The sequence below is a fragment of the Streptomyces sp. NBC_01334 genome, assembly GCF_035983595.1.
GTDB lineage: Bacteria > Actinomycetota > Actinomycetes > Streptomycetales > Streptomycetaceae > Streptomyces > Streptomyces coriariae.
Window position 1 is genome coordinate 3,714,849 of the sequence record NZ_CP130718.1, and the last position, 19,559, is coordinate 3,734,407.

At 71.7% G+C, this 19,559-nt stretch carries 20 protein-coding genes and 1 tRNA gene; 7 read left to right on the plus strand and 14 right to left on the minus strand.

What is annotated here, in order from left to right; all coding sequences use genetic code 11:
* Window positions 1-20: 20 nt before the first annotated feature.
* The 3 genes from OG736_RS16585 to OG736_RS16595 form a co-directional block, all read right to left on the minus strand.
* On the minus strand, window positions 21-509 hold the full coding sequence (locus OG736_RS16585; RefSeq protein ID WP_327183139.1) for a single-stranded DNA-binding protein: 489 nt from the start codon (window positions 507-509) through the stop codon (window positions 21-23).
* Window positions 510-850: 341 nt separating this feature from the next.
* Window positions 851-2,986, minus strand: coding sequence for a YfjP family GTPase (locus OG736_RS16590; RefSeq protein ID WP_327183140.1), 2,136 nt, complete (start codon window positions 2,984-2,986; stop codon window positions 851-853).
* A 3-nt stretch (window positions 2,987-2,989) separates the two neighbouring features.
* Complete coding sequence (locus OG736_RS16595) at window positions 2,990-4,597, minus strand: dynamin family protein (RefSeq protein WP_327183141.1); 1,608 nt, start codon at window positions 4,595-4,597, stop codon at window positions 2,990-2,992.
* Between the two features lie 321 nt (window positions 4,598-4,918).
* Here OG736_RS16595 and OG736_RS16600 point away from each other — a divergent pair.
* Window positions 4,919-4,991, plus strand: a tRNA-Arg gene (locus OG736_RS16600).
* 514 nt (window positions 4,992-5,505) lie between these two features.
* Here the strand turns inward: OG736_RS16600 and OG736_RS16605 are convergent.
* A complete protein-coding gene (locus tag OG736_RS16605; protein ID WP_327183142.1) occupies window positions 5,506-5,946 on the minus strand; it encodes a VOC family protein in 441 nt (146 codons plus the stop codon).
* A 376-nt stretch (window positions 5,947-6,322) separates the two neighbouring features.
* Entirely contained in the window at window positions 6,323-7,129 is an 807-nt protein-coding gene (locus OG736_RS16610; protein ID WP_327183143.1) for a 4'-phosphopantetheinyl transferase family protein, read from the minus strand.
* Window positions 7,130-7,206: 77 nt separating this feature from the next.
* Between OG736_RS16610 and OG736_RS16615 the strand changes: the two genes are divergently transcribed.
* Window positions 7,207-7,923, plus strand: coding sequence for an alpha/beta fold hydrolase (locus OG736_RS16615; protein ID WP_327183144.1), 717 nt, complete (start codon window positions 7,207-7,209; stop codon window positions 7,921-7,923).
* A 129-nt stretch (window positions 7,924-8,052) separates the two neighbouring features.
* Here the strand turns inward: OG736_RS16615 and OG736_RS16620 are convergent, their stop codons facing one another.
* A complete protein-coding gene (locus OG736_RS16620) occupies window positions 8,053-8,433 on the minus strand; it encodes an S-adenosylmethionine decarboxylase family protein (protein ID WP_020132946.1) in 381 nt (126 codons plus the stop codon).
* A gap of 492 nt (window positions 8,434-8,925) precedes the next feature.
* Here OG736_RS16620 and OG736_RS16625 point away from each other — a divergent pair, with 492 nt between their 5' ends.
* The 4 genes from OG736_RS16625 to OG736_RS16640 all read left to right on the plus strand — a co-directional run bounded on the left by OG736_RS16625 (window position 8,926) and on the right by OG736_RS16640 (window position 12,594).
* Window positions 8,926-10,734, plus strand: a complete 1,809-nt coding sequence (locus tag OG736_RS16625) for a GNAT family N-acetyltransferase (RefSeq protein ID WP_327183145.1) — start codon at window positions 8,926-8,928, stop codon at window positions 10,732-10,734.
* Window positions 10,731-11,858 (plus strand): HAD-IIIC family phosphatase, encoded by a 1,128-nt coding sequence (locus tag OG736_RS16630; protein WP_327183146.1) that lies wholly within the window; start codon window positions 10,731-10,733, stop codon window positions 11,856-11,858. The genes OG736_RS16625 and OG736_RS16630 overlap by 4 nt, the downstream gene beginning before the upstream one ends.
* Window positions 11,855-12,133: an acyl carrier protein gene (locus OG736_RS16635; RefSeq protein ID WP_327183147.1), complete on the plus strand. Its 279-nt coding sequence runs from the start codon at window positions 11,855-11,857 to the stop codon at window positions 12,131-12,133. Before OG736_RS16630 ends, OG736_RS16635 begins: the two co-directional genes overlap by 4 nt.
* Before the next feature lie 140 nt (window positions 12,134-12,273).
* Window positions 12,274-12,594 (plus strand): chaplin, encoded by a 321-nt coding sequence (locus OG736_RS16640; protein ID WP_327183148.1) that lies wholly within the window; start codon window positions 12,274-12,276, stop codon window positions 12,592-12,594.
* A gap of 152 nt (window positions 12,595-12,746) precedes the next feature.
* Here the strand turns inward: OG736_RS16640 and OG736_RS16645 are convergent, their stop codons facing one another.
* From OG736_RS16645 to chpG, 8 genes are all read right to left on the minus strand, one after another.
* The gene (locus OG736_RS16645; RefSeq protein WP_327183149.1) at window positions 12,747-13,613 is read right to left on the minus strand and encodes a tyrosinase family protein; all 867 of its coding nucleotides are present in this window, start codon (window positions 13,611-13,613) and stop codon (window positions 12,747-12,749) included.
* Complete coding sequence (locus tag OG736_RS16650) at window positions 13,597-14,079, minus strand: tyrosinase family oxidase copper chaperone (RefSeq protein WP_327183150.1); 483 nt, start codon at window positions 14,077-14,079, stop codon at window positions 13,597-13,599. Before OG736_RS16650 ends, OG736_RS16645 begins: the two co-directional genes overlap by 17 nt.
* Window positions 14,080-14,338: 259 nt before the next feature.
* Window positions 14,339-14,860 (minus strand): hypothetical protein, encoded by a 522-nt coding sequence (locus OG736_RS16655; RefSeq protein WP_327183151.1) that lies wholly within the window; start codon window positions 14,858-14,860, stop codon window positions 14,339-14,341.
* A 155-nt stretch (window positions 14,861-15,015) separates the two neighbouring features.
* Window positions 15,016-15,612 carry a vitamin K epoxide reductase family protein gene (locus tag OG736_RS16660; protein WP_327183152.1) on the minus strand — a complete coding sequence of 199 codons (597 nt, stop codon included), beginning with the start codon at window positions 15,610-15,612 and terminating at the stop codon, window positions 15,016-15,018.
* Window positions 15,612-16,112: a DUF5949 family protein gene (locus OG736_RS16665; protein ID WP_327183153.1), complete on the minus strand. Its 501-nt coding sequence runs from the start codon at window positions 16,110-16,112 to the stop codon at window positions 15,612-15,614. The genes OG736_RS16660 and OG736_RS16665 overlap by 1 nt, the downstream gene beginning before the upstream one ends.
* A gap of 168 nt (window positions 16,113-16,280) precedes the next feature.
* Complete coding sequence (locus OG736_RS16670; protein WP_327183154.1) at window positions 16,281-16,568, minus strand: hypothetical protein; 288 nt, start codon at window positions 16,566-16,568, stop codon at window positions 16,281-16,283.
* Between the two features lie 174 nt (window positions 16,569-16,742).
* Entirely contained in the window at window positions 16,743-17,654 is a 912-nt protein-coding gene (locus tag OG736_RS16675) for a hypothetical protein (RefSeq protein ID WP_327183155.1), read from the minus strand.
* A 286-nt stretch (window positions 17,655-17,940) separates the two neighbouring features.
* A complete protein-coding gene (chpG, locus tag OG736_RS16680; RefSeq protein WP_020132935.1) occupies window positions 17,941-18,180 on the minus strand; it encodes a chaplin ChpG in 240 nt (79 codons plus the stop codon).
* A 238-nt stretch (window positions 18,181-18,418) separates the two neighbouring features.
* Between chpG and OG736_RS16685 the strand changes: the two genes are divergently transcribed.
* On the plus strand, window positions 18,419-19,531 hold the full coding sequence (locus OG736_RS16685) for a DUF3344 domain-containing protein (protein ID WP_327183156.1): 1,113 nt from the start codon (window positions 18,419-18,421) through the stop codon (window positions 19,529-19,531).
* The last annotated feature ends 28 nt before the right edge of the window (window positions 19,532-19,559 follow it).

The following is a 19,559-nucleotide window of genomic DNA, read 5'->3' on the forward strand; positions in this document are numbered from 1 at the left end:
GCCCCGTCCTGCCCCTCAGCTCACGTCACCGCCACCGGCTCGCGCCGTCGGCGCTGCGGTGTGTCGGGCTCCGGCTCGGCGGCATCGGCGGCCGGTGTCTCCCAGCCGGGCTCGGGCCGCGCCGGTGCGCCGACGGCCATCGGCTCGGGCCGGCCCGACCGCCGGAAGGCGGAGGTGCCCCGCGAGATGTCGTGACCGATCGCCACGGCGTCGATGTCCGCCGACGTCCGGCTCTGCTGTCCCTCGCGCGACTCCGTACGCACCCTCAGCCTGCCCTGCACCATCACCGGGTCGCCGACGTTCAGCGAGGCCGCCGCGTTGGTGGCGAGTTGCCGATTGGCCCACACCGTGAAGAAGTTGGTGTGCCCGTCGGTCCAGGTGCCCTTCTCGCGGTCCCAGTAGCGCGAGGTCACCGCCAGCCGGAACCTCGCCGACGCCCCCGCCGCCAGGTCCCGGTAGACCGGCTGCGTCGCCACGTTGCCGACCGCGCAGACCATCGTCTCGTTCATCGTGAACCCCTCCTCGCCGGACGGTCGCCCCGCCCGGATACACGTACGGGCCCGTCCCGCACGGCTGCGTCCGCCGTGACAGCCGCGGGTCTTCGCACCGCGTACCGTCACCGCCCTCACGGCGACCGCATCCGTCGCGATCACCGCGAAGCCAGACTGCCTCCGTCGGACCGGGCCCGCCGAGCGCTGTGGACCACCCACCGCCTGTGGAAAACCCCACCACCCGGACGAGTGATCCACGCGCCGCGCCCTGTGGATCACCCAACTCGGATCACCTCTCGTGGATCACCCTTCGCTGGTCACCCTTCGCTGGTCACCCCTCGCGGGTCACCCACGGCACCTCACCGAGCCGCGGCCCCCACCCCCGTGACCCGCCCGTACTGCTCCCGGACCTCCCGGTACCGCAGCAGTTCCGCGGCGACGGGATCCAGCACTCGGGCCCGGCCGCACCCGGCCGCCGCCTCCCGCAACCGGCGCTCCGCGTCCTGCCCGTACCGCCGGGCCGGCCCCCGTGCCGCCAGCCGGCAGCTCCACTCGACGAGCGGGCCGCCGATGATGCCGGTCACCATCAGCAGCACCGGAACCCCCAGGTTCGGCGCCATCACCCCGACGATCTGTCCGAGCAGCCACAGCCCGCCGACCACCTGGAGCAGGGTCATGCACGCCTGTGCCAGCACGGCCACCGGCCACCAGCCCGGCCGTGGTGGCCGCCCCGTCGGCAGCCCGGCCCGCGCCGCCAACTGGTCCAACGCCTCGGGCAGCCCCTGGGCGCCGCGTACGGCCGCCTCCCGCACGGCCTGCGCCCACGGCATGGGCAGCCCCGCCGAGGCCCGCTCGGACACCGTGCGCACCGCCTGCTCGACGCGTTGCCGTGCCGTGGCCTCCTCGTCGGCCGGGGCACGGACCGGCAGCCGCCCGGTGGGAGGGTCGCGCCGGTCCTGTTGCCACCGCCACAGCCGTAGCCACGGCGTCCCGCACGCCCGGCCCGCGTTGCGCAGCCAGGCGCGTTCGGCGGCCTCGCCTGCGGCGGTGGCGCCCACGGCGTCCGCCAGGCGGTCCGCGAACTCGTCCCGCGCCTCCTCGCTGAGCCCGGTGCGCCGCCCGGTGGCGTAGACGGGCCGCAGCCGCCACGCGGCGGCGTCCACATCGGCGGCGATCCGCCGTGCCGCGGCGCCGCGCTCCGTGACGAACTGGCCGAGAACTTCGCGCAGTTCTCCGATGCCGTCGCCGGTGAGCGCGGACAGGGCGAGCACGGTGGCGCCCGGTTCGCCGTACTCGCCGAGGGCGACGCCGTCCTCGTCGAGCAGGCGTCGCAGGTCGTCCAGGACCAGCTCGGCGGCCTCGCCGGGGAGCCGGTCGACCTGGTTGAGGACGATGAACATGATCTCCGCGTGGCCCGCCATGGGCCGCAGGTAGCGCTCGTGGAGGATGGCGTCGGCGTACTTCTCGGGGTCGACGACCCAGATGACGGCGTCGACGAGCGCCAGAACGCGGTCGACCTGCTCGCGGTGCTGCACGGCCGCCGAGTCGTGGTCGGGCAGGTCGATCAGGATGAGCCCGCGCAGCTGCGCCTCGGCGTCCTGGCTCTGCACCGGCCGCCTGCGCAGCCGGCCCGGGATGCCCAGCCGGTCGATGAGGGTCGACGCGCCGTCGTTCCAACTGCACGCGATGGGTGCGGAGGTGGTCGGGCGGCGTACGCCCGTCTCCGAGATGTTCACTCCGGCGAGGGCGTTGAACAGCTGCGACTTGCCACTCCCCGTGGCGCCCGCGATGGCGACGACGGTGTGCTGACCGGAGAGCCTGCGCCGGGCCGCCGCCTCGTCGAGCACCCGGCCGGCCTCGGCGAGGGTCCGGCTGTCGAGCCGGGTGCGGGAGAGCCCCACGAGTTCACGCAGTGCGTCGAGCCGGGACCGCAGGGGCGCGTCGTACGTGAGCGGGGTCGACGGCAGGGCGCTCCCGCCGCCACCGCCGACCCGGGTCTCCATGACGGCGGCCTGCTCGGCGGCGGTGGCCTCGTTCACGCGGCGGGCGATGAGCCCGTCGTCCCAGGCCTCGGCGGAGTCCGTACCCGGATCGGCACCCGGATCGGCACCCGCTTCCGCGCCCGGGTCCGTACCGGGTTCCGGACGGGGTTCCCTGCGGGAGGGCGCGTGCGGGCCGGTGCCGGGGGCCGTGCGAGGGGCGGTGACCCCGTCGGTTTCGGACACGCGCGCGTGGACGGCCGCCTCCTGCGCACGGGGTTCGTTCGCGGAGTCCCTCACGGGCGACTTCGCGGGATTCTCCGCCGTACCGCCGTCCTCCGCGCCCGCGCGGTCCTGCGCCCGCGCCTGTGCCCGCTCCCCGGCTTCCGGGTTCTCCCCCGACCCCGGGCTGCCGTCCTTGCCGTCCATGCCGTTCTCGTGGTCGTTGTCGTTGTCGTTGTGATCGTTGTCCGTGTGGTCGTTGTCCGTGTGGTCCTGGTCAGTGACGGCGGTCACCGGTCACCTCTCCTTCTGAAGTACGGACAGCGCGGCGATGAGTTCGGCCTGGGGTTCGGGGTGGACTTCGAGCCCGTCGAGGGGCGCGAGGCGCCGCTCGCGTTCGGTGTGCAGCACGCGGTCGAGGTGTTCGGTGAGCAGCCGTCCGGCGCGGTCGCGCAGCCGCAGCGCGCCGTGGGCGCCGATCCGTTCGGCGAGCCCCTCTCCGGCCGAGCGCGCCCTGCGGCCGCCCAGCAGGGCGGTGGCGACGAGGGCGGCGACCGACTCCGGATCGGGCGCGACACCGCGTTCGAGGCCGCGGACCTCGTCCTCGGCGTACTCCTCGATCTCGCGCCGCCACCGTCGTACGGCCAGGCCGATCCGGTGCTCGGTGCTCTCCGACGAGGCGTCCCGGTCCGTCAGCTCAGGTGCGTCCGAGGCCGGTTCGCGCCGCCAGGCATCGTCGACGCGCTCGTCGGCGGCGGTGACGGCGCACAGCAGGAGGGCACCGAGGCTCTCCACCAGGGCGTCGAGAAGTTCACCGGCGGTGCAGTCCAGCGGGAAGGCCCGCCAGCGTTTGAGCGCGTCGCCGGCGAGCACGGCACCGCTCTGCAGACGGCCCCGCACGCGCGTGTACTCGGTGTCGTACGCCGCGTCGACGGCCGAGGTGAGACGCAGCGCGGCGGCGTACTGCGAGGCGGCGGCGCCCGCCAGTTCGGGCATCCGGGCCTTGAGGGAGTCGAGGACGCCCCGGGCCGTGCGGGCCATGGCATGGCGCCGGGAGCCGGGGTCCTGGACATGGTGGACGAGCCAGTTCCGCAGCGGCGCCACGGCGGTGGCCGGGAGGAGCCCGCCGCCCCACGCGGACTCGGGCAGTTCGGGCACCGTGAAGCGCGGTACGTCGCCCAGCCCGGCCTTGGTGAGCAGCGCGCCGTACTGCCGGGACACCTCGGAGACGACCTGGTGGGGTACGCGGTCGAGGACCGTCACGAGCATGGCGTCGTACTCCTTGGCGGTGCGGAGCAGATGCCAGGGCACGGCGTCGGCGTATCGGGCGGCGGTCGTGACCATCACCCAGACGTCGGCGGCGCAGATCAGTTCGGCGGCGAGCACGCGGTTGTCGGCCACGAGGGAGTCGATGTCGGGTGCGTCCAGGAGGGCGAGGCCCGGCGGGAGAGTGTCGGCGGTCTCGATCCGCAACACGTGTCTGCCGTCCTCGCCGGGCAGCAACAGGTCGTCCGCGGAATCCTGATGGGGCGCCCACACGCGTGTGAGCCGCGGCAGTACCCGCATGCCGCTGAACCAGTGATGGTCCTCCGGATGGCACACGAGGACCGGAGTCCGTGTCGTCGGCCGCAGCACGCCCGCTTCACTGACGCGCTGGCCCACCAGTGAGTTGACGAGGGTCGACTTACCGGCGCCGGTGGAGCCGCCCACGACGACCAGCATCGGCGCGTCGGGCTGCTTGAGCCGGGGCACCAGATAGTCGTCGAGCTGGGCGAGCAGTTCGTCGCGGTTGGCACGCGCGCGTGGGGCCCCCGCCAGGGGAAGCGGGAAGCGTGCGGCGGCGACACGGTCGCGCAGGGCGGAAAGTGCGTCGAGCAGCTGAGGCCGTACGTCCAAGGTCACCACATGCGAAGAATGCCCAATTTTAGGGGATTTATGAAGCATATAGGCATGTCTGCGCGCCGATAGGACACAAGGGACGGAAGGTACGACTGGGACAGAGGCACAGCGCAGGCATAACGAGTGCACAACACCCGTGGCCCGGGACGCGAAAAGCGATGCACGATTCGCACCTGCCTGCGATTATCAGGACCGCTTCACCGAACCTCCACATTGAGCCACGGAGGCGAAGCAACCGGGACAAGGAACCGGGAGCCCTATCCTTGTCCCCGGCAACGTCACGGATCAGCCCACACCCGGGCAGCACGTACGAGGCCACCACACCCGGCCCCCGTAGCTCAGTGGATAGAGCAGGCGCCTTCTAAGCGCTTGGCCGCAGGTTCGAGTCCTGCCGGGGGCGCAAGTCTCCGCCCTCCCATCGGGAGGGCATTTTTGCTGTTCAGAGCACGTTTCGGGCGATACGGCACAGCCCCGGACCCTCCCCCGACGATCATGAGGAGGGTCCGGGGCTGTCCGGCTGTCACCGGGATTTCGCGGGTGGCCCTGTCGAATACGTGTCGAAATTCTTGGCCGGGAGCCTCAGCCCGCGCCGGCCGGCCCGGGGAGATCCCCGGCAGCCTCCAGGCGCCGTTTCAAGTCAGGCAGCTGCCCCTCGACGGACCGCGCGCAGGCGGCCGGAGGGACCGGCACGCGACGGTGCCGAAGGGTTCATGCCGGCGCCGCCCGGCCCGCCTCCTCCTCCAGCAGCAGCAGCAGCTTGCCAGTGCCCTTCCCCGCACTCCGCGTCCGTAGCCCGAGGCGGCCGCCTCCTGGCGATCCGCCGAACCGACAACGGCACCCCTGAGACCTCCCGGGCGGCATGCTCGAACTCGACGAGAGGCTTCCGTTCGGCCGCATGGTTCGGTTCCTCCTTCTCAGCGCAGTTGCTCGGCCAGTCCGACGATGATGCCCTCCGGGCCGCGGAGGTAGCAGAGCAGATAGCTGTCCTCGAACCGGGCGATCTCACCGACGAGTTCGGCGCCGTGAGGGCGCAGGCGGGCAACGGTGTCCTCGATGTCGTCGACGGCGAACATGACGCGGTGCGTGCCCAGAATGTTGTGCGGCCGGTTGCGCGGCCCGGCGCCGATCACCGCGGGGCTGCGGTACCTCGCCAGCTCGAGCCGGCTGTGACCGTCCGGGGTCCGGACCATCGCGATGTCACAGCGGACGCCGTCGAGTCCGGTGCACCGGTCTGCGACGAGGCCCTCGATCTCCGCCCTGCCCTCCAGCTCCATACCGAGTTCCACGAAGAACGCGATGGCGGCATCCAGGTCCTCGACGACGATGCCGACGTTGTCCATCCGCTGAATCGCCATGCCGGTTTCTCCTTCTTCCTCGTGCGGCCGCTGGTGACCGCTGATGCCCCTGGGACGGAGCCGGCGGCACGTTCTCGACATCCCCGGACCGCCGAACTCCGAAAAACCTGGATCGCACCTCGGGTGAGATTCATCCGGATGCACCAACCACCGCCAGCACGACGAGAACGGCTCCCACGAAGGCCCACACCGTGGCTGCCGCGCGGTACGAGGCAGGGATCAGAGCAAGCGTGCTCAGCGGTTCCGCGCGGGAAGTCCGGCCGGTTCTCCGCCACGCCGAGGACGCGGACGGACGCAGATGGATGCAGACGGACGCAGAAGGCCACCAGAGGACGGCCGAACGCCCGGCCACCGAGGACCGGAAGCGACCGGGTGCTCAACAGCCGCACGCGGCCAGCGCCTCCGAGCCGTCGTGCACGGTCACCCGCACCCCACCGGCCTCCACCCGCACCCCACCGGCCTCCGCTTCCTCCTCCCCCGCCCCGAACCCGGCGACCGCCACCGCCGCGGGATGCATGCCGTCGACGACCACGTCCGCCATGCTCATCTGCGGCCGGGTGGCGAGTCGGGCGGGCCAGGCGAGGACGGCCGGTGGTTGCTCGGGTCCGGATACCTCCAGCTCGCGCAGCGGCACCCCCAGCCCCACGCCAAGCGCTTTGAGCACGGCTTCCTTGCGCGTCCACGTGCGCAGGAAGGCGGGCTGCCGTTCGGCTGTCGGGCGGGCGTACAGCGCGGCGAGTTCCGCGTCGGACAGGGCTACGCGGGCGGCGGAGTCGACGTCCATGTCACCGTGGGACTCCTCGACGTCGAGGCCCACCTCCCCGCCCCGGCAGACAGCCACGCCGACGAGCGTGCCGCTGTGGGTGACGGAGAAGGTGACGCAGTGGCCGTAGGCCGCAGGGGTGCCCGCAGGGCCGTCCGGCGGTGGTGCCAGGTGGACCTTGCCGTGCGGTCCGCCGCAGCGTGGACACACGCGGCGCAGGGGGACGTCCGCCGGGGGCAGCCCGAGCAGTTCGCCGAGGACCAGGCGGCTGAGGGCGCAGCCGACCAGGAACCGTCCCCTGCCCGCGGGGTCGACGGTCGACTCGTACCGGACGCGTTCCACGGGATCGAGGAGTGCCCGCAGACCCGTCCGGGCGTCCTCCAGACGGGCCCACCACACCTGCACCGGGTGTCCTGTCACAGCGCCTCGTCCTGGTTCGATGATCAGCCCACGCCACTACACTCCTGCTCACACCACACCACACGAGGGGCAGCCGCATGCGACTGCACACACAGGAGTGGGGAACGGGCGAGCGCGTCGCCGTCCTCGTCCACGGCATCATGTCCGACCACCGCACGTGGCACGAGCTGGTCCCGGTCCTGACCGGACGGGGCTACCGCGTCCTCGCCGTGGATCTGCGCGGGCACGGCGTCAGCGCGCGCGGGGAGTACGAGCCCCGGCTCTTCGCGGAGGATCTCCTCGAGACGCTGCCGCACGCCCCGGAAGTGGCGCTGGGTCATTCGCTGGGCGCGCTGGCGCTGGCCCTAGCGGTGGCGGAGCTGCAGCCGGGCCGCGCCGTCTACTCGGAACCGGCCTGGCAACTCGCCGGGGCCCACGGGTCCCTGGACCCGGCCCTCTTCACGCTCTTCAAGCGCTCGTCCCGCGCTCTGGCCGCCCTGGCCCGCCCGCCGCGCAACGGGGAACCGGACGAGCGACTCGAGAAGCGGGCCGCGGCCGAGCAGCAGGCCCTCGACCACTGGGACGAGAAGACGGCGCTCGCGCTCTCCTCCCACCGGCACATCGACCACACGCCGGAGAAGGCTCTGGTGCCCTCTCTCGTCCAGACCTCGGACCCGAGCATGCTCGTCAGCGCGGAGATGCGGGCGGAACTGGTGCGGCGCGGTTTCGAGGTGCGTACGGTGCCCGACGCACCGCACGCGATCCACCGGGACCGGTTCGACGCTTTCGTCGAGTCGCTGTCGGGGTGGCTGTGAGACCTGCGGCTGAGCAGGTCACGAGCAGGTCGGAAAACAGTTCAGTGAAGCGGTCGAACCGGTCGAGTCACTTGAACCGCTCGACGAATCAGTTGAACCACTCGACCCGGTCGAACGAGTCGAGCCAGGTCAGTGAACCGCGCGCAGCATGCGCGTCACGTTGATCCGCGTCGGCGAAAGGCCGACCTCCACGCTCTGCATCATCCGTTCGCCGTTGAGCCGGCCATAGGCGAGCAGGTCGACATTGGCCAGGCTGAATTCGGGCCAGGTGTGAATGCTCAGGTGCGAGGCGGAAAGCAGGAGAATCGCGGTGACGGCGCCGTTCGGGAAAACGTGCGACGCCTCGCCGAGAACCGTGGCGTTTCCCTTTTCGGCGGCCGTGCGCAGCACCTGGAGGAGGCGCTCCTCGTCGGTGAGGATGCTGTGATCGCTCACCCATACATCGACGGCATAAGAGCACAGATCGTCGACGTTTATACCCTCGGTGGCGAGGTTGGCGGAGTTGGTCATGGGGAACCGGGGGTGACGAACCGCTGCCCCCGTCTCCTTTCACATAGATCTGCGCTGGTCCGCGCGGCCAAAGGGGAAGGTTGCGAGGCCGGTAAGCGGCGCTCGATGGTACCCAGCGTAGCATCCGGGGCGCTCCAGGGCTCGCGCGTGCACCGCGTCAAGGGGAGAGGAGGGGGTACGGAGGATTCACCCGAAAATCCACCGCGCCCCTTCCGGAAACCCTTTTCCAAACCTTCCTGTAAACATCACGGCAGCGCAGCGAACGGAATTCCGTACGAAATATGCGCCGCCGTCACGGAATTCTCCTTCACCCGCTCGGATTCCGCTTGAATTCCGCATCGTTTCCCCGCCGATTCCCGACCGTCCGAGTGGGTCCGGAGGCCTGCGTACCAGCCCGTATACTCGATAGTCCCGGAATCCATCAATCAGCTTGCCTGGAGCAGCATTGTGACGAACGCGCGTCGGCACCCTCGGAGCACCACCGCGGATTCCGTGCTCACGGAAGTCGCGGAAGCCGTCCGGCTCCAGGAGGGCCCGCCCGGAGTTCGGTCCGTCCTGCGTGCGCTGCGCCGTCTGGCGCCCGCGTCCACGAAGGACCTCAGCCGCGCGACCGGGCTGCCCGTCCCGATCGTGGCCGCCCTGGGGAACGAACTGCGCCGCCGCGGATTCGTCACCACCCAGCGTCCGTCCCGGCTGACCGAGGCCGGTCTGGACCTCGTCGCCCAGCTCGGCATGGACCTGACCCTGGACGCCACCTGCACCACCTGTGACGGGCGCGAGCTCGTGATCCCCGACGTCCTGGACGAAGCCGTACGGCGGCTGCGTGCCCTCATGGAGTCGGGTCCCGCCGCGGACATGGCGATCGACCAGTCGCACTGCACGGCCGAGACCAAGGTGCGCCGGGTGCTCGCGCTGCTCACGGCGGGCGCGCTGCCCGGCGGCTCCCTGCTGCTGATCGGCGACGACGACCTGGTGTCCCTCGCCGTCGCCGTGGTGGGCGACGTGCTCGGCGGTCCGATCGTCGAGCAGGTGACCGTCGTGGACATCTCCCCGGAGATCCTCGACTACATCCAGAAGGTGTCGGCCGGCCTCGGCACCCGTGTCGAGACCGTCCAGCACGACCTGCGCCTGCCGCTGCCCGCCGAGCTCCACGAGCAGCACGACGTGGCCATGACGGACCCGCCGTACACCGCCGAAGGCGCCCGTCTCTTCCTCTCCCGTGCCGTGGAGGGGCTGCGGCCCGGCCCCTCGCACAGCATCTTCTTCTCGTTCGGCGGCAAGAGCCCGGACGAGATGCTGGAGGTGCAGCGGGAGATCATGGGGCTGGGCCTGGTCACCAACGGTTTCGTCCGCAACTTCAACGAGTACGAGGGCAGCGGCATCCTCGGCGGTGTCGGCTTCTTCCAGCACCTGCTCACGACCACCTCGACGGCCCCCTCCCACGCGGGCGAGTTCAGCGGTCCCCTCTATACGGGCGACAAGCGGACCCGGCAGCGCGAGTACACGTGCGTGGCGTGCGACGCACGGCTCCGTGTCGGGCCCGGCGCCCGCTGGACCGCGGTCGCCGCCCTGCGCGAGGAGGGCTGCCCGAACTGCGGCAAGGGCCCCTTCCGCCCCGGCCGACTGGTCCCGGCGGAGGATCCGGCGCCCCCGGCCGAGCAGCCCCCGGCCCCGGTCCGGGCCCCCGTCCAGACCCCGGCACAGCCCCCCGTCCGGCAGGCAGCCCCGGCTCCGGCTCCGGCCACTCCCGTCGGCCGCACCTACGGCTGGCGTCCGCCGGCCGAGCAGGACCGTGCCGCCCTCGCCGAGCGGGCCCGGCCGTACGTCACCCGCCAGGCCGACGAGCGCGATCTGCCGGCCATCGGGAGGTTCGAGGCCGAGATCGCCCGGGTCTCCTTCGGCGAGGACGCCATCGACGACCCCGCGCGGTGGGCGTCCCGCCTCGGCCGTGCCATGGAGAAGTCGAAGGAGGGCATGATCGTCGCCCACGGCCCGGGCGAGGAGCCCGTCGGCTGGTGCTGGGTGAGCATCAACCAGAACGCGATGACCGGCGACCGCTACGCCAACTTCCGTTCCCTGGCGGTGTCCCCGGTGGACAACCGCAGCGACGTCGCCGAACTCCTCCTCACCGCCGGCCTGGAGTTCTGCCTGGCCCGCGGCATCACCGAGGTCGTCGGCCGGGTGCACGTGGGCAACGTCCCGATGCGCACGGTGTACCGCAAGTTCGGCTTCGACCCCACCAGCCTGTCGATGAAACTGTTCCTCCCTGAGGGCGAGCCGGAGGGAGACAGCGCCCGATGAGCGTCACGGACGACTTCGGTCCCGACGGCGTCAAGTGCGTCGTGTGGGATCTCGACGGCACCCTGTGGGACGAGATCGCCGTCGAGTCGGCCACCGACGACCTGCCCACGCCCCGCCCCGCGGCGCTCGCCGCGATCGACGCCCTGGCGGCCCGCGGTGTGCTCAGCAGCATCGCGAGCCGCAGCGCGCCCTCGGTGCTCGACCGGCTGGACGCCGTGCCGGAGGTGCGGGCGCGCTTCCTGGCCCCGCAGGTGTCCTGGCAGGACAAGAGCGAGTCGCTGCGCAGGATCGCGAAGGACCTCGGCATCGCGGTGGACGCCCTGGTCCTGGTCGACGACTCCCCGTACGAGCGCGCCGAGGTCGAGGCCCTCCTGCCGGGCGTACGCACGCTCGCGCCCGAGGACGTGCCCGCGCTGCTGGCCGCGTTCGAGGGCCGGGAGGTCACCGCCGAGTCCCGCGAACGCGTGCGCCGCTACCGCACGGAGGAGGCCCGCAGGGCCGAGGGTGAGCGCTTCGAGGGCTCACGCGAGGAGTTCCTGCGCTGGTGCGACATGCGCCTCACCGTCGGCGCGGCCACGGCCGACGAGATCCCGCGCGCGCTGGAGCTCGCCGCCCGTACCCACCGGCTGAACTCCTCCGGGCTCACCCCCGACCGCCTGCGCGAGCTGGCCTCCTCGGACGGACACGAGCTGTACACCGCCCGCATGACGGACCGTTTCGGCGAGTACGGCATCATCGGCGCCGCCCTCGTCGACCGCACCCACCGCGCCGACGGCGGCACCCCCGCCACCTGGTCCGTCCCGCTGCTCGCGCTCTCCTGCCGGGTGGCCGGCCGGGGCGCGGCGGCGGCCTTCCTGTTCCGGCTGATGGAGCGGGCCCGCGAGGCCGGCGCCGAGGAGTTCCGGGTGACCCTGCGCCCGACGGACGCCAACCTGGAGATGCGCATCCTGCTCCGCCAGGCGGGCCTGCGCCGCACGGACGCCACCGGCACCCCCACCAGCACCACCCCCACCGCCACTGCCACCGCCGCGGATTCGGCGGTCCTGGGCAGGACACTTCAGGGCGACCTGCCCGGGTCACCCGCGTGGCTGCACGTATCCGACCGAGAGGACGCCGAAGCGTGACGGACATCCAAGAGCGGGCCGCGGTGGAACGGGAGCTCCGTTCGCTGATCGCCGAGGCGGCCCGTCTGGACGAGGCGGTGGTCGCGGAACTCCCCGCGGACACCGACCTGTTCGGACCGGAGATCGGCCTCACCTCACTGGCCGGCGTGACCCTGCTGGGCACGGTCGACAAGCGCTACGGCGTCGATGTGGCCGCGCTGGACCTGAGCCTGGACAGCCTCCAGTCCATCGCCACCCTGACCGACTTCGTCACGACACATCTCCAGTCGCACTAGCCACCCGACTGTACGACCGTCCTGTTCAAAAAGGGTGATCCGTCCGAACGCACCGTGACCCGCTCACGGTGTCGGCGTTGAACGGGGAGTGCGGCGGCGCCCCCTGCCACCGCACGAACCGATTCCCTAAGGAGAACGTGATGTCTCGCATCGCGAAGGTGGCCGCTGTTGCCCTCGGCACCAGCGCCGTGGTGGTCAGCGGAGCCGGCCTGGCCATGGCGGACGCGGGTGCGCAGGGCGCGGCCGTGGGTTCGCCGGGTGTCCTGTCGGGCAACGTCGTCCAGGTTCCGGTCAACATCCCGGTCAACGTCTGCGGCAACAGCATCAGCGTCATCGGCCTGCTGAACCCGGCCTTCGGCAACACGTGCGCCAACGTCAGCGACCACGGCAAGGGTGGCGACAAGCACCACGACAAGCACCACGACAAGCACGGTGACAAGCACGGCGGCTACGGCGGCTGAGCTTCACCCCGTACGTCCCGGACGTACACCCCGGTCGTACCCCGCGTACGTACCACCAGGAGAGCCCCGGCACCTCGAGCGCCGGGGCTCTCCCCCTGTCCACGGACGGTTCACCACGACGGGCTCACCACGTCGGGGTCACCGCCACCGGCTCACGCGTACCGGTAGATCCGGGACGCGTCCTCCAGCTGGTCCGGGGTCACGTCCCACGGGGGCAGCTTCTCCTGCCGGGCGACGACCCGGCGGTACTGGCGGCTGGTCGGCCCCGGCGGCTGGGCGGGCAGGTAGCGGTGTTCGCGGTGCCTGCTCTGCCAGCGGGTCCACAGCAGGTCGACGAAGGCGTGGTGCAGCCAGAAGACGGGGTCGTTGACCGACGCGCCGCCGAGCATGACCCCGCCGACCCACCGGTGCACCCGGTTGTGGTTGCGCCAGGCGGCGCTGCCCGAGCCGGTGCCCCAACCCTCCAGCTTGTTGCGGAAACCCCGGGTGACCGTCGAGTCCCAGGGCTCGGTGTCGTAGACGGGGTCCTGGAGTGCCCGGTCCACGTCGCCCTCGGTGGGCAGGCCGATCGGGGCGGCGGCGCGGCCGAGGTCTCGGGTGAGGAACTCCCCGTCGGTCACGTTCTCCTTGATGGTCCAGTCGCCGGTGGCGTAGGCGAACGGCCCGGTCGTCACCTGGTGGTCGGAGCGCCGTCCGTTGCCGCCGAGGAGATCCTTGGTCCAGGGCGCGGCGGTCGCGGTGCGGTCGCGCGTCCAGTCCCAGTAGGGCACCGTCACCGAGGAGTCGACCCGGCGCAGTGCCTGCTCGAGGTCCAGCAGGAACCTGCGGTGCCACGGCAGGAAGGAGGGCGCCATGTGGGCCGTCCGCAACCCTCCGTCGCCGTCGGACACGTAGTAGTCGATGTGCATGCGGACGAACTCGTCGTACTCGCCCCTCCGTTTGATCTCCAGCAGCGCCTTCACGAAACGCCGTCGTTCGGCGCTGGTGAGTGTGCTGACGTCCTTACGGGTGTAGGCCATGGTGTCCCCCCATGTGCGGGTGTCGGTGTACTGGATCCGCCGCGCGCAGCCGCTCCCCCGGGCCGAGCCCGTCCACGGCGGCACGGACCGCCGCCAGCGGGGTGGCGTACGAGCTGTAGTGGTCGACCATGCTCAGCCAGGTGCCGTCGGCGCGGCGCATGAGGTGCAGAGGGCGGCCGTCGACCGTGATGTCCCACCGGACGTCCGCCGCGGCCGCGGTTCGCGCCGAGGTGAGGACGCCCTGGATGTGCCGGCCCCGGTAGATCTCGTCGAAGGCGTCCGTGGGGCCGTCCTCCGCCGGGCGCGAGGGCCGGGAGGCGGTGACGACGGGGACGATCGCGAGGGCCGCGGCGGCGCCGAGCAGCCCGCGCAACAGGTCCCGACGCCGTGCGCCGTGCGCCTTGCCCGGTCTGCCCGCGACCACCGGCACTGCGGTCACGGGTACTCCGTCGACGCTGACGACCATGGTGTGCTCCTCGTCCGGTGCACCGGCCCGGTTCGCTGATCCGGTCCGGCTGTCCACAGCGGGTCTCTGTAGCGGGTCTGAATAGAGGGTTTCCGCAGCGGCTTTCCGCAGCGTTTCCATGGGAGTAACCGCCTGGCGGCCCTCCTGGTCACCGCCCGGCGCCCGAACGGTCCGACAGGGGAGCCGATCCGGACACGGCGACGGGCCCGGACGACGGCGTCCGGGCCCGTGGTTCGTGGTGGTTCGCCCGCCGGAGGGGTCAGAGACCCTCGCCCACACCGAGGTCCGCGCCGGGCACCGCCTGGAGGACCGGGGTGATCACTCCCGCCCGGGGCAGCTGGAGGTCCGGCAGACCGAAGCGGTCGGGGTTGGGCGCGGTCAGCGGGGCGTCCAGGGTCAGGCCCGGGCTCAGCGTGCGCAGGTCGGCGGCGGGGGCGTCGAGGCCGAGGTGGTTGAAGTCGCTCCCCAGGACCTCCGGCAGGGGCGCGCGCAGGCCCACCCCGGGCAGCCCCGCGGCGACGGGCAGCTGCGGAACGACCCGGTCGGGGATGAGCCGGCCCTCGACGAAACGCGGTCCCTCGGGCGCACCGGGCGTCGGCAGGGGGATCTCGCCGCCGATCGTGGGCAGTTCCACGTTGAGGGACTTCTCGACGCCGTCGAGCGGTACGGGAACGGGTACCGTGCCGATCGCGGCGGCGGGGGTCACGGAGGCGGCGGCACCGGCGGCGGCCGCCACACACGTGATGACTGCGGCGAGGGTTCCTCGGGTGGTCGACTTCATCTCGGGTACGGGCCCTTTCGGAAGGGTTCGGGGGGCGTTTGCGTCCGTACCGGGTAACGAGCCGGAAAACGACATCAGTTCACAATTCCCCCGAGTGCCGTAATAGTGCTCATGCCATATAGAGCTAAGGCCACACCGGCTTGACGGACGGATGGTCAGCTCGTCCAGAAATCCCACCATCGGGTCAGGATCAGCATGCCGATCACCCCGATGTGCAGCAGCGGCAGTACCCAGGTGAATTCGGCGAGGAAGTTCCGCACTCCGGCCGGGGCCGGCAGGAACGCGTGGCGTACGTCGAACGCGACGGTGTACCAGAACATCAGGATCGTGGCGACCCAGGCCAGACAGCACCACAGACACAGTGCGTTGATCCGGTACAGGGACTCGAACTGCAACCAGGACACGAACGCGACGCCGAAGAGGCAGCCGCCGGTGAAGGTCAGCCAGTACCAGCGCGGGAAGGCGGCACCGGCCAGCAGGCTCACTCCGACGCACACGACGATCCCGTAGGCGACCAGGCCCAGCATCGGATTGGGGAACCCGAACGCCGAGGCCTGGTCGCTCGTCATGACGCTGCCGCAGGAGACGACCGGGTTGAGGCTGCACCCGGGGGTGAAGCCGGGGTCCTCCAGCAGCTTGAACTTGTCGAGGGTGATGACCCAGGCGGCCAGCAGTCCGGCCGCACCGGTGAGGACGAGCAGCAGGGCGTACGCGCGGCCGCCGCCCGCGGGCGCCGGGTGCGGCCGGCGCATCAGCCGCGCAGACTGCGCGCGGGCAGGACGATGTGCGCGGCGGCCGTCAGGGTCTCGTGGGCGCCCGCGAACGCGGCCAGCTGGTCGGGTGTGACGGCCCGGCCGGGCACGGCCTCCGGCCAGGCGCGGGTGGTGAGGACGAGGTAGGCGTAACCGCGCTGCTCGACGGCCGCGAGCCACTCCTGCGGCGGGAGGCACTGGGCGTTGAGGCCCGGCATGTTCAGTACGGCCGCACCTGACTGGACGAGCAGGGTGAACGGCAGGCTGGGCCGCTCGGTGCCGTCGACGACGTCCCCGCCGACGGGCATGCCGTTGTCGGTGAGCAGACGCGCGACGGCGACGGCGGTCCCCTCGGGGCCTTCCTCGGTGTCACCGAGGGAGTAGGCGAGGAGGTAGGGCATGTCGCTGCCGTCGGGGGCCTCGCCGCTCCACGGCATCACGACGAGGGTGCCAAGATCGGCCACGCGGAAGGGGCGGGTTGCGCTCGGGATTGAGGTCACCGCGCGACCCTATCGGCGCACAGGCGGGCGTTCGGGCGTGTTCTCACCCGACCGGAGGACGCCGGTCCGTTGCTCCACACGAACGAGGGACGCGCCGCTCGACCCGCCTCGAACAGCACCGAGGGCCGGTCCCGTCGGTGACCGGACCGGCCCTTTCGGCAAAGCGACTCAGCCCTGCAGCGGCAGCCCGCCGAGGAGGGCGTTGTGGTTGTTGAGGGCACCCGTCGCGCCCTTGACGGTGCTGAGCACGGAGTCCTTGTTCTCGGTGTCGAGCGCGTCCGACTGGTGCTGGACCGGCATCGCGTCCTCCAGGTTGATGGGCCCCCTGACAAGGGTGTCCACGGCACCGTTGAGGCTGGTGGGCGTGAGGTCGGCGGGGGTCGCGAACGCGGGCGCGGCGGCACCGGCGAGGACCATGGATCCGGCAACGACAGCGGCAGCCTTCAGGGACTTCATCGGATTCCTTTCTTCGGCGACTCGGCGACTCGACCACTTGGCGAATCGGCGACTCGAGTCACCAGGGAAATTCTGACGTCGTGCCTAACGAGCCCCGCCGAGAGCGGAAACCGTGTGCGAAGAAATTTCCGCACCCCGGCGGAATGCCGGGGTGCGGAAATCAGGGAGCGACCGTCAGCTGGTGGGCAGCGCCGGCACGGCCGCGGCCGGAGCCTCGACGGGCAGGGTCGGCAGGGTCAGACCGGCGCCTGCCAGCGTCGCGCTGAGCAGGTCGAGCAGGCTGGACACCACCCCGGTCACCGCCGGGGCGACCTGGCTGACGTCGAGGGACGTCGCGGCCGCGAGAAGAGCGGCCACCGCCTTGTCCAGCGCGGCGACGGCGTCGGACACCGGGTCGGCGGCGGCCTTCGCCTTGGCGTCGTCACCGCCCTTGCTGAGCACGGGCTTGGCCGGCAGAGCGGCGGCCGCGTCGGCGGAGACCGCGGGCTTGGCCGGCAGCACGACAGCCGAGTCCGCGGGCGCCGCGGGCTTCGCCGGCAGCACGACGGCCGGGGCGGCGGGCACCGCGGGCTTGGCCGGGACCGCGACAGCCGGGTCGGCCGGCTTGGCCGGTACCTCGGCGGCCGGGTCGGCCGGGATCTCGGGCTTCGCCGGGACCTCGGCGGCCGGGTCGGCCGGCTCCGCCTCGGGGTCGGCCGGAGTCGCCGGGGTGGCCGGAGTCGCCGGGGTCTCCGGAGTGGCCGGGGTCTCCGGAGCGGTCGGGGTCGTCGCCGTGATCTTGGCGACGGCGGCCTTGACGGCGTCGCCGAGTTCGGTCGCCTGGTCGGCGGTGAGCTGGCCGTCGTCGGCCTTGAGGACGGTGTTGAGGAGGTTGGCTACCGGAGTGATGACAGTGCCGAGCTCACCGAGGCCCTGGGCCTGGGCGAGCAGCGCGTCGGTGCCGGCGACGGGCGTATTCGACGCCGCCGCGTTGCGCTCACGGGCAGCGACTCCGTCGGCCGCCATGGCGGCGGGGCCGGCGATGCCGAGGACGAGGGTGGCGCAAAGTGCGGTGGAAGCAATACGCCGTACGGGCAGACCACGCATGGGGAAGTCCTTTCGATTACGTCGGGTCTCCTCCCCACCGTGCAAACGCCCGTCGCTCTCCGCAACAGCTCAGTCGCTTTGCGTGACGGTCGTTCGTCCAGCTCACTCGCATCACCCCTGGTGAGAGGGCCTGTCAAGGTTCACCGAGCGTGTCGGGGCGGCGTCCCCCCATTCGGGGCAAGGCCGCCGGCAGCTCCCCCGCCAACGCGAACGGCCGCCCTCCTGGCGGGAGGGCGGCCGTTCGGCGAATGACGTGTCGTGACCTCGAAGCGGAAGAGAGGAGACGTCAGTCGTTGATGCAGGTGTTGCCGAACGCCGGGTTCAGCAGGCCGATCACGTTGATCGTGTTGCCACAGACGTTGACCGGGATGTGCACGGGAACCTGGACGACGTTGCCCGACAGCACGCCCGGGGAGTGCTCGGCGACGCCGTTCGCGCCACTGTCGGCGGCGGCGATGCCGGAGGCGCCGGCGACGGCCGCGGCGGCAACGGAGGTCAGGACCAGGCCCTTCGCGATACGCGACATGGAGAGGTGCTCCTTGGGGTTTTGACACAAACACCCGGGCGGGGATGCCCGGCGCTGAAGTCAACGCGCGGGACTCACGGGGGTTGTGCCGCCAAACGAGTGATGTCACCCCAGCCCGGCTTCACCATTCCGACACACTTGTCCGGTTTCTGTGGATTAATCCGGACAGCGGTTAGAGTTGCGCCCCATCCGACGCACGCCTATAGCAAGCAAATCGCACGAAAGGGCACCGCCGGTCATGCGTAATTCCCTGGGTCCGCTGCTACGCCGCGCCACAGTCGGCGTTCTCGCCCTCACCGCCCTCTGGGCACCCGGCGGCGCCCGGGCGGCCGGCGCGCCGCCCGCCACGGAGGCACAGCAACTCGCCTTCGCACAGCGCTACCACGCGACTCAGCACGGCGGGATCGTCCGCGCGGCCAACGCGGCCATCAGCTGCCGCACCACCACCACGCCCACGGGCAGGGCGGCGCCCGCCTGTCCTTCCGTGCGCGCAGGCGGGGCGGCCGTCAACAACGCCTTCAACATGTTCTACGTCGACGTGGACCGCGACCCGAACACCTACAACTCCTCCCGCGCCGAGGTCCGGCTCCCGCGGGGCGCGCGGGTGTCGTACGCGCGGCTGTACTGGGGCGGCAACCTGCGCGTCGGCGAGCAGAAGCCGCCGAAGGACAACGGGCGCGTGCTGATCGCCGAGCCCGGCGGGGAGTACAAGGCGGTGCTCGCGGACACGGTCGTCGGCCACCGGGTGGCCCAGGGCGCCGACGCCTTCCAGGCCTCCGCGGACGTCACCGAGCTGGTGCGCGCGAGCGGTCAGGGCCTCTACACGGTCGCCCAGATCAATGTGGCCATGGGCCGTTCGGCGGCCGGCGCGTGGGGCGGCTGGACGCTGGTCGTGGCCTACGAGAACCCGGCGGAGCCACTGCGTGACCTGTCCGTCTGGGACGGCTTCGACACCCTCGGCTCCCCCGCGGGCAAGGAGATCCGGCTGCGCGGGCTCGCCGTTCCGCCGGGCGCGGGCGGCCGGGCCGGGCTCGTCGCCTACGACGGCGACCGCGGCCGAACGGGTGATTCGCTCATGTTCTCGACCGGTGGCCGGACGGCCGTCCCGCTCACGGACGCGGTCAACCCATCTGACGATGTGTTGAACTCCACGATCAGCGAGCCGGGGGAGGCTCCGGCGGCGCGTGTACCGGCGTACGTCAACACCCTCGGCTACGACTCCGATGTGTTCGATCTGAGCGGCGGTTTGCGGCACGGCGGTGACCAGCTGGCCGTTCGGCTCGTTTCCCACCGGGACGCGGCGTGGGCCGGGGCGCTCTTCGTCGCCGTCGACACGCGGAAGAAGCAGTAGGCGCGTTCCCGCCCGTCCCGAGCGCCAC

Coding starts and splice junctions, on each gene's coding strand:
- OG736_RS16615 (WP_327183144.1), top strand. CDS start 7,207: ATGCGACTGCACACACAGGAGTGGGGAACGGGCGAGCGCGTCGCCGTC.
- OG736_RS16685 (WP_327183156.1), top strand. CDS start 18,419: ATGCGTAATTCCCTGGGTCCGCTGCTACGCCGCGCCACAGTCGGCGTT.
- OG736_RS16605 (WP_327183142.1), bottom strand. CDS start 5,946: ATGGCGATTCAGCGGATGGACAACGTCGGCATCGTCGTCGAGGACCTG.
- OG736_RS16620 (WP_020132946.1), bottom strand. CDS start 8,433: ATGACCAACTCCGCCAACCTCGCCACCGAGGGTATAAACGTCGACGAT.
- OG736_RS16645 (WP_327183149.1), bottom strand. CDS start 13,613: ATGGCCTACACCCGTAAGGACGTCAGCACACTCACCAGCGCCGAACGA.
- OG736_RS16630 (WP_327183146.1), top strand. CDS start 10,731: ATGAGCGTCACGGACGACTTCGGTCCCGACGGCGTCAAGTGCGTCGTG.
- OG736_RS16660 (WP_327183152.1), bottom strand. CDS start 15,612: ATGCGCCGGCCGCACCCGGCGCCCGCGGGCGGCGGCCGCGCGTACGCC.
- chpG (WP_020132935.1), bottom strand. CDS start 18,180: ATGTCGCGTATCGCGAAGGGCCTGGTCCTGACCTCCGTTGCCGCCGCG.
- OG736_RS16670 (WP_327183154.1), bottom strand. CDS start 16,568: ATGAAGTCCCTGAAGGCTGCCGCTGTCGTTGCCGGATCCATGGTCCTC.
- OG736_RS16675 (WP_327183155.1), bottom strand. CDS start 17,654: ATGCGTGGTCTGCCCGTACGGCGTATTGCTTCCACCGCACTTTGCGCC.
- OG736_RS16585 (WP_327183139.1), bottom strand. CDS start 509: ATGAACGAGACGATGGTCTGCGCGGTCGGCAACGTGGCGACGCAGCCG.
- OG736_RS16655 (WP_327183151.1), bottom strand. CDS start 14,860: ATGAAGTCGACCACCCGAGGAACCCTCGCCGCAGTCATCACGTGTGTG.
- OG736_RS16650 (WP_327183150.1), bottom strand. CDS start 14,079: ATGGTCGTCAGCGTCGACGGAGTACCCGTGACCGCAGTGCCGGTGGTC.
- OG736_RS16640 (WP_327183148.1), top strand. CDS start 12,274: ATGTCTCGCATCGCGAAGGTGGCCGCTGTTGCCCTCGGCACCAGCGCC.